Genomic DNA, 8,519 nt, shown 5'->3' with positions numbered 1-8,519 from the left:
TAAAAACAGAGCAACAAATCATTAAAATAGTAAAGAAAAGGCGCAAATCCCTACCTAGAGAAGGTGTGCGTAAACTTGAAAAATCTTTATATGATGAGTTTACCAAAGCTAATCTTAAAGTAGGCAGAGACACATTGTTTAACGTCCTTAGAAAGCACAATATGCTAACACTTAGAAAGAAATATAGTTCCAGAACAACCAACTCTTTACATCGATTTTATAAATACAAAAACATTATAAAAGATCTAGAAGTAAATAGACCTAACCAAGTATGGGTAAGCGACATAACTTACATTAGAACCATAAAAGGCTTCTGTTATTTAGCACTAATTACAGATATGTATTCTAGAAAAATTGTTGGTTATGACCTTAGTGACAGCCTGGAATTAAACGGATGCGTAAGAGCGCTTAAAAAAGCCTTATATCAAGCAAAAAACACTGATGGACTTATTCATCATTCAGACAGAGGCATACAATATTGTAGCAATGTATACACACAAACATTAAAAAGAAATATGATAGATATTAGCATGACTGAAGAAAATCATTGTTATGAAAATGCAATGGCTGAAAGAGTTAACGGGATACTCAAAGATGAATTTTATTTAGATCAAACATTCAGCACTATAGCTCATGCTAAAAGCGCTACAAAAAATGCTATTAATTTATACAACCAAGTTAGATTACATTTATCTTTAGACTTTAAAACACCTGAAATGGTATATAAATTAACAGCTTAATTTCAATTTTAACCTGTAGCCATATTTCAGGACGAGACATTACCAAACTGTGTGGAAAACCGAGGTTTTAAATATTGAAAGTTAAAAAAATGGGAGTGAGTAATAGTATTATTTCAATTTCTGAAATAGAAAACAATCCTTGGACTTGCAACAAAAAACTGGACAATTAGTTGAATGACTATGCTGCTAGTTCATGATTATACGTATCTATTTCAAATTCTCTAATGCTTCTGTTTCCTAATAAGGAATGCCTTCGTTTATTATTGTACCATGTTTCTATCCATTCAAAGATAGATAATTCGGCTTCAGAACTTAGTTTATAATTGTGTCTATATACCCATTCTACTTTTAATGATTTAAAAAAGGATTCTGCTACAGCGTTATCCCAACAGTTTCCTTTGCGACTCATAGATTGCATGACTAACCCTTCATAACTTTTAATAATAGAGGTAAACCTTTGGCTTGCATATTGTACACCTCTATCAGAATGAAAAATTAGAGGTTCTTGCAAGGTTGTGTTTTTAATAGCCATGCTCCAAGCTCTTACAATAGTGTTATCTGTAGTAAGATCTTTACTTAAAGACCACCCAACCACTTTTCTATTAGGTAAATCGATAATAACCGTAAGATACAGCCAACCTTGTTTGGTTTGAATATAAGTGATGTCACTTACCCAAACTTGTTTTTCTCGATTAACATCAAAGCATCGGTTAAGTAAATTAGGAGCTATTGGATAATTATGGTTACTATCTGTGGTTGTTTTAAATTTACGTTTTCGTTTAGCAAACAAATAATTAGCTCTCATGATACGGGCTACTCTGGGTTTAGACACCTTATAGCCTAATGCTTCCAATTCTGATTTTATCCTTGGAGAACCATAGCTTTGAAAACTCTTCTCAAATATGCTTCTAACAAGCGAGTTTATCTTTTGGTTTTCTATCCACAACTTACTTGGTCCTGATCGTAACCAATGATAATAACCGCTTTTGCTTACCTTTAATACTTTGCACATCGCCTCAATAGGAAATTTTAATAGGTGTTGTTTTATAAACCTGTATTTTTCTTGTCGCTCACGGAGAAGATGCCAACTGCCTTTTTTAAGATATCACGCTCTAATTCTGCTTCTTTTAAAGCCTTTTTTAAACGATCTATCTCTTTCTCTTCATCAGTCATTTTAGGCTTACCCCGACCAGGAAAACTATTTTTACCGTAATCTTTTAACTCTTTACGCCAACGATAAAGCACAGATGGAAATATACCTAAGTCTTCACAGACTTGCTTTACATTGTCTTTGGCATAACTTAATTCGACTGCTTTTTGCTTAAACTCTAATGTGTAATGTTTCGGTTTACTTCTCACAATTGCTAAATTAATAACTAGAAAACAAATTCTCTCAACTTAGCGTCTAGTCTAATGTAGTAATTCCACAATCCACTTGTAAAAGACGAAGTACAGGAAGATGAAATAAATTACGTGATTTTAGTTTTGGTTATTTATCAAAAACCTATAAATATTAATTTTTTGCTGGTTCGGAAACATTGTTCATTGCTATCATATTATGGGTCCTCAACCTATAGTCTACTTTTTTATTTGAACTTAAATCTATAAAAAGTTCTGAATGATTAATTTTAGAATAATCATTGAAAAAAATGGGCTTTTTATACCTGATTTCCAAATCAGTATTGCCTTTATTTAAATTCGAAAAAATATTCCCACTACAATTGTTAAAACATATGTTTCTTAGCTTTATTTTAGATAGATTAGTCGCATTAATTTTGATGTTTTCGTCAATTACTACGGCGTTATTAAAACCGGAAACAACACTACTTTCTAAACTAAAATAAGTATCCTTACCAATGAAAATAGATTCCTTTATCAAACCCGCCTTAATATCATAATCTAAGTCTTCAGAATCTGTTAAAAGCGTCATGTTTTTGGCTACTACCACTGTTCCTTTTTTCGTAACATCCAATTCATTAGTATTTGTATAAGACGAAACCGCCATACATTTAGATCCAATTGATGAGATATAAGGTGAACGAACAGCCAATGAGTTGTTTATATTACATACTGCACCATATTTAAAGTCATAATCATTTCCTTTAGATTTGTTCGAAACCATTTGGTTCATATTAATTTCTCCTCCAATAACACCAAAGGAATTGCCAGCTGAATAGCTAACCATTACATTATTTATTGTTGTTTTAGCACCTACCCCAGCTAATAACAACCCATTGGAAAAACCTGAATTGTTAGATGCCCCTCCTGCAAATTCAATTCTTACATAAGATATAAATCCAGAGTTTTTTTTCACATTTTCTCCACCAAAATTTGTGTATTTATAGTTTGAGGGTTTAATATTAGCGTATAAAGAAGTTACAGAACTTTTTCCTAATTTATTAGTATAGCCATCTCCAAGTATTATAACACCACCCCAATCTCCAGCTTTTTTCCTTGTATTATTTGAAGTAAAAACAATAGGATCGGATGAAGTCCCTTCTGCTATTATAGCAGCTCCTAATGTTATGGTAAGTGTCGCTTTAGTTTTAAAATCTCCCATAATCACAGTTCCTGGTTCAATACTAAGAATGGCGTTATTTATAACAAATACGTTACCTAACAACAAATAAGTGTGTTTTTTATACAGTATTGTATCTTCGCTAATGTTACCCGTTAATATCTGAACTTTCTCTCCGTAATTAACTCTACTTGGCATAAATTCTGTCCAGTTATTTAGCCAGTTATTTGCACCCGTTATACCTCTTTCCTCTTGAGCGCTAAGACTCCCAGAAACGACTATTAGCAAATATATTATTGAAATAAAATTTTTCATGCCAAAATTATTTTAATTAAACCTAATAGAACTTTTTAACCTTTAACAGAAAAGTTATCTAAAAAACTATTATCAACCAAATACATATCTTCAGTTCTCTTATTTTGAATTAACATTTTCTCATTACTGGAGAATAACTTTTTTCGTGCTATGCCGAACCTATAAACCATTTTTTTCGTTATTAATTGATTTTTTATGAGGCCATTAGTTGGCATTTTCAAAACAAAATATTTATTTACAAACCTAAAATCACCTGTAATGTCTTCAGGAGGTACTATGCTATTCTGTAAAATGTAACCTTTTGTCTTTTTGGCGTCATTATCATTATTTAATTTTTTAGTGTTAGATATTTTCCTTCTTAAAGCAACAGTAGAAGTATATACTGGTTCTTCTGGGGTTTTAATATTATTATCCAGTCTCTCTAAAACTCTATTTAAATGGGCTTCCAAATCATTTATATTTAACCTTAGAAGTAAAAATCCAGCTTTCATTTCCTTATTGATATCATTGTCTGAATACAAAAGCTCTTTGATATTATGCTTTGAGGCAAGAATTTGGGCTTCTTTTAAAAGTATCACTTTATTACCAAAAGGTTCGGCTGAACTATTAAATGCTACGACCTTACTTTTAATTGTAGACATATCAGTGAATTTAATAAAAGCCTTCTTGTATTTTGTGTTTATAGAAATACTATCGGCTAATACATTGTTTAATTCACTAATCAATTTGGTGTATTCTGGGTTTATTACCTCCTCTGTTTTTACATAAGAGACAGCATAGATATCAGATGTAGATTGCCCTTTTAATGTTTGTTTTCTTGTATTAAGTCGGTTAAATTTATAATCTTTTTCTTGAGAATATAAACTACAAACTGAGAGGAATACAAGGACTGATAATAATAATGAAGTCTTCATAATTAATAAATTAAGTTCGATAAATGAGGGGATATTCAAATGTAAAGACGAACCTATTATAACTTCAAAAAAAATCGTTTAACTCCTGTTTTATTAGTTTTAATTGCTCATAATATGAATTCACTTACATTGAATAGATGAAAAAACAATCTAACATTTAATTAGTAATTGAAAAGCAACTTTAAAAATTAACTAACCAATCTTGATGTAAGGCTACTACTTTAAAACACTTAATAAATTATAACCTATTACTTGTAGAAATAAAAAACAAAAAACCTCATAAATCAGAAGATCTATGAGGTTTTTTTTGTCGGGGTGGCAGGATTCGAACCTGCGACCTCCGCGTCCCAAACGCGGCGCGATAACCGGGCTACGCTACACCCCGATAATAGGTTATCTAAAAAATATTGCGGAGAGACCGGGACTCGAACCCGGGCAACACTTACGCGTTGACAGATTAGCAATCTGCTCCATTACCACTCTGGCACCTCTCCTAAAATTTTAATAAGAACTTGCAATAATTTGCGGTTGCAAAAATATATTAAAGAAGCGTATCTCACAACTTTTTTACACCCTTTTTTGAAAAAATTATTCCGGATACTCTATACGTAAATGGTAAATATTTGCAAGCTTGTGTTTTAGCACCTTTTTAATGGATTCTATTTCTTTAAAAGTTATGTTTGCATTAAGAAATTGACCTTCCTCTATTTGCTTATTTATAATATTTTCTACAAAAGCTTCTATTTTTGTGGATGTTGGCTCTTTTAAACTTTTAGAAGCTGCTTCGATACTATCGCACATCATTAAAATAGCCGTTTCTTTACTAAATGGTTTAGGGCCAGGATAACTAAAGTCTAGCTTATCGATATTCATATCTGGAAATGCATTTTTTTCTTGCATATAGAAATAATAAACAACACTGGTTCCGTGATGTGTTCTAATAAAATCGATAACACGATCAGGAAGATTATTTTTTCGAGCTATTTCTACTCCATTAATAACATGATCGGTAATAATTCTTGCACTTTCTTTTGATGATAATTCATCATGTGGATTGATTCCTGTAGACTGATTCTCGGTATAATACGTAGGCTGCTTCATTTTTCCTATATCATGATATAAAGCCCCTACCCTAACCAACATCGCATTAGCTCCAATTTCATTTGCTGAAGATTCTGCTAAGTTCGCCACATTTAAAGAATGATGAAAAGTTCCTGGAGCTTGATTCGCAAGTTCCTTGAGTAGTTTTGAATTTGTATCCGACAACTCTAAAAGCGACACATCTGAGACGAGTCCGAATAGTTTTTCATAAGCATAAATCAAAGGCTGAACAAAAAGCGTTGCCAACCCACATAAAATAAACCAAATAAAAGTTTCCCACTTTAAATCGTCAACACTACCTTCATGAATCACAAAAAATGCAAAATAGGCAATAATATAAATTAAGGTAATTTGTCCTACTGAAATAAATAAATTGGCACGTTTATACAATTCGGAAACTGTTAAAATGGTAACAATACCTGCTATAATTTGAAGAAACATATACTCATAACTATTCGGCACAATAAAACCAATTAGAAGTACTGTAAGCACATGTGAAAACAAACCTAATCGTGCATCGAAAAAAGCTTTAAAAATCAAAGGTAAGATGCAAATCGGAACAATATAAATGTACTTGGAATTATAATTAGCAACTAATGTTGTTATAAAAATGATTAATGAAATATTAAAGAAGATGAAAGTTACTTTAGTATTATTCTCAAAAACTTCCATTCTATATTTCCTTAAAAACAACAGTAACATCAATAATGCTAAGGCTACTAATAATGTATAGGCAAATAAAACCCAATTGTAATTGGCTTCATTCCAAACTTGAGATTCGTATTCAGATTGTAAAGACTTTAAAATTTGATATTTCCCTCCTTCTACAACCTCTCCTTTAGAAACGATAAGGGTTCCTTTTACTACACTTCCTCTTATGTAGGCAATTTTCTCTAAATCACCTTGAAGCGCCTTATCGGTAAATACTTTATTAAACTTAAGATTAGGATGAACAATATCAAAAAACAATGCTACAAACTCTGTTTTAAACTCAGATAAATCGTTTTTGTTTAATACTTTATTTATAATTGGAGTAATGTCATTTTGACCAACCAAGTTAGAATAAAAACCATCTTGAATTTTCTCTCTACCATCCAAAATAGCAATAGCCTGACCTTCAGCATAATCATAATTTTCATCTAATACCCCATACTCATAAAGTTCAGAAATAATGGTTTCACCCGCTTGCAATAATTTTTTAGCTTCAAACCTGTTTAATGAATCAACCAATCTAACTTCAAATTCAGTAAGATAAGTGTCTATCACACTTTTTTCAATGGAATCATTAAGATCAAAATACAATATAGAATGTTCCTTGATTATCTTTTTTTCTTCAGAAATTTCAGCCTCTGTTTTTCTTATCGCAAAATCAAAAGGAGCATATAAATTCTCTGATTGCCAAGGTTTTCCTTTTTCAAAATTGTATTTAAATTTTCCACTTTTAGGAAATAAATACACGATTAAAAAAGTAGTAAAAATGAATAATAGTCCTTTATAAATAAGGGAATGATTTCGGTATAATTTATTTATAAAGTCTTTCATATAGTGCTATGCATTCCTAATTTTATATGAACCTGTAGTATCCATATAATCATTTCGTTAAACATCAAATTTCAAATCTGAATGTGGCTTATAGGAATCAAATGTAATAAATTTATAAGCTTTTATCGTTTTTTATAATAACTGAATCATTCAAAATTCTGCTAAAAAATTGCTATTTTCGCAAGTACCTAAATTAATAATTTCATCCATGGAACAAGAAGTCGTTATAGTTTCTGCCGCAAGAACACCAATTGGAAGTTTTATGGGGAGTTTATCTACCATTTCAGCACCTAAATTAGGAGCTATTGCTATCACAGGAGCTTTGAACAAAATTAATTTAAAGCCTGAATTAGTTGACGAAGTTTTAATGGGAAATGTTATTCAAGCTGGAACTGGGCAAGCACCAGCAAGACAAGCGGCAATTTATGCAGGCATCCCTAACACGGTACCTTGCACAACAGTAAACAAAGTTTGTGCTTCTGGAATGAAAGCTGTTATGCAGGCTGCACAATCAATAGCACTTGGTGACACGAAGATTGTTGTTGCTGGTGGTATGGAAAACATGAGTTTAATTCCGCACTATTTATACACCCGTACTGGAACTAAATTTGGCCCTTCAACGCTTATTGATGGGATGCAAAAAGATGGATTGGTTGATGCCTTTGACCAGAATGCCATGGGAGTTTGCGCAGATGCCTGTGCATCCAAATATGATTTTAGTAGAGAAGCCCAAGACGCATACGCTATACAATCTTATAAACGCTCTCACAAAGCTTGGGAAAGCGGTAAATTTAAGAATGAAGTTATACCTGTAGAAGTGCCTCAACGTCGCGGCGAACCTATAATGGTATCTAAAGACGAAGAGTTTACTAATGTTAAGATAGATAAGATTCCGCAATTACGTCCGGCTTTTACAAGAGAAGGAACGGTAACTGCAGCTAACGCTTCAACTATAAATGATGGTGCTGGAGCCATCGTTTTAATGAGTAGAGCAAAAGCAGATGAATTAGGCCTAAAACCTCTAGCGACTATCAAAAGCTATGCTGATGCTGCACAAGAACCTGAATGGTTTACAACAGCTCCTGCAAAGGCACTTCCAAAAGCTTTAAATAAAGCTGGAATAACCTTAGATGATGTAGATTTCTTTGAGTTTAATGAAGCCTTTTCTGTAGTAGGTTTAGCGAACATGAAATTATTAGGTCTAACCGATAAAAACGTAAATGTAAATGGCGGAGCGGTTTCTTTAGGGCATCCACTTGGTTGTTCTGGAGTTAGAATTATCATTACATTACTTAATATATTAGAACAGAATAATGCAAAAATTGGTGCAGCCGCTATTTGTAATGGTGGTGGTGGCGCATCTGCAATTGTAATAGAACGAAATTAAAA

General features: G+C 32.2%; 6 protein-coding genes and 2 tRNA genes. 2 read left to right on the top strand and 6 right to left on the bottom strand.

Features of this window, described 5'->3' with window-relative positions; genetic code table 11:
• A partial coding sequence (locus Q4566_RS15325; RefSeq protein WP_303423125.1) for an IS3 family transposase occupies window positions 1–740 on the top strand: 740 nt, incomplete at its 5' end.
• Between the two features lie 178 nt (window positions 741–918).
• Here Q4566_RS15325 and Q4566_RS15320 read toward each other — a convergent pair.
• The 6 genes from Q4566_RS15320 to Q4566_RS15295 form a co-directional block, all read right to left on the bottom strand.
• A protein-coding gene (locus Q4566_RS15320) for an IS3 family transposase (RefSeq protein WP_303423129.1) occupies window positions 919–2,129 on the bottom strand; the annotation gives its coding sequence in 2 pieces (ribosomal slippage) (window positions 919–1,844 and window positions 1,844–2,129; 1,212 coding nt in all).
• Between the two features lie 124 nt (window positions 2,130–2,253).
• Entirely contained in the window at window positions 2,254–3,573 is a 1,320-nt protein-coding gene (locus tag Q4566_RS15315) for a hypothetical protein (RefSeq protein WP_303423123.1), read from the bottom strand.
• A 35-nt stretch (window positions 3,574–3,608) separates the two neighbouring features.
• Entirely contained in the window at window positions 3,609–4,487 is an 879-nt protein-coding gene (locus Q4566_RS15310) for a hypothetical protein (protein ID WP_303423121.1), read from the bottom strand.
• Between the two features lie 310 nt (window positions 4,488–4,797).
• A tRNA-Pro gene (locus Q4566_RS15305) sits at window positions 4,798–4,872 on the bottom strand.
• A gap of 25 nt (window positions 4,873–4,897) precedes the next feature.
• A tRNA-Ser gene (locus Q4566_RS15300) sits at window positions 4,898–4,981 on the bottom strand.
• 94 nt (window positions 4,982–5,075) lie between these two features.
• Entirely contained in the window at window positions 5,076–7,130 is a 2,055-nt protein-coding gene (locus Q4566_RS15295; RefSeq protein WP_303423118.1) for an HD family phosphohydrolase, read from the bottom strand.
• A gap of 208 nt (window positions 7,131–7,338) precedes the next feature.
• Here Q4566_RS15295 and Q4566_RS15290 point away from each other — a divergent pair, with 208 nt between their 5' ends.
• Window positions 7,339–8,517, top strand: a complete 1,179-nt coding sequence (locus Q4566_RS15290; RefSeq protein ID WP_303423115.1) for an acetyl-CoA C-acyltransferase — start codon at window positions 7,339–7,341, stop codon at window positions 8,515–8,517.
• Window positions 8,518–8,519 lie beyond the last annotated feature (2 nt).

Origin of the sequence: Tamlana sp. 2_MG-2023, assembly GCF_030548465.1 — a bacterium.
Classification (GTDB): domain Bacteria; phylum Bacteroidota; class Bacteroidia; order Flavobacteriales; family Flavobacteriaceae; genus Pseudotamlana.
This window is presented reverse-complemented; position numbering and strand designations above follow the sequence as displayed.

Excerpts from the sequence above, each read along its gene's own strand:
- Q4566_RS15290 (WP_303423115.1), top strand. The coding sequence starts at position 7,339 with ATGGAACAAGAAGTCGTTATAGTTTCTGCCGCAAGAACACCAATTGGA.
- Q4566_RS15310 (WP_303423121.1), bottom strand. The coding sequence starts at position 4,487 with ATGAAGACTTCATTATTATTATCAGTCCTTGTATTCCTCTCAGTTTGT.
- Q4566_RS15315 (WP_303423123.1), bottom strand. The coding sequence starts at position 3,573 with ATGAAAAATTTTATTTCAATAATATATTTGCTAATAGTCGTTTCTGGG.
- Q4566_RS15295 (WP_303423118.1), bottom strand. The coding sequence starts at position 7,130 with ATGAAAGACTTTATAAATAAATTATACCGAAATCATTCCCTTATTTAT.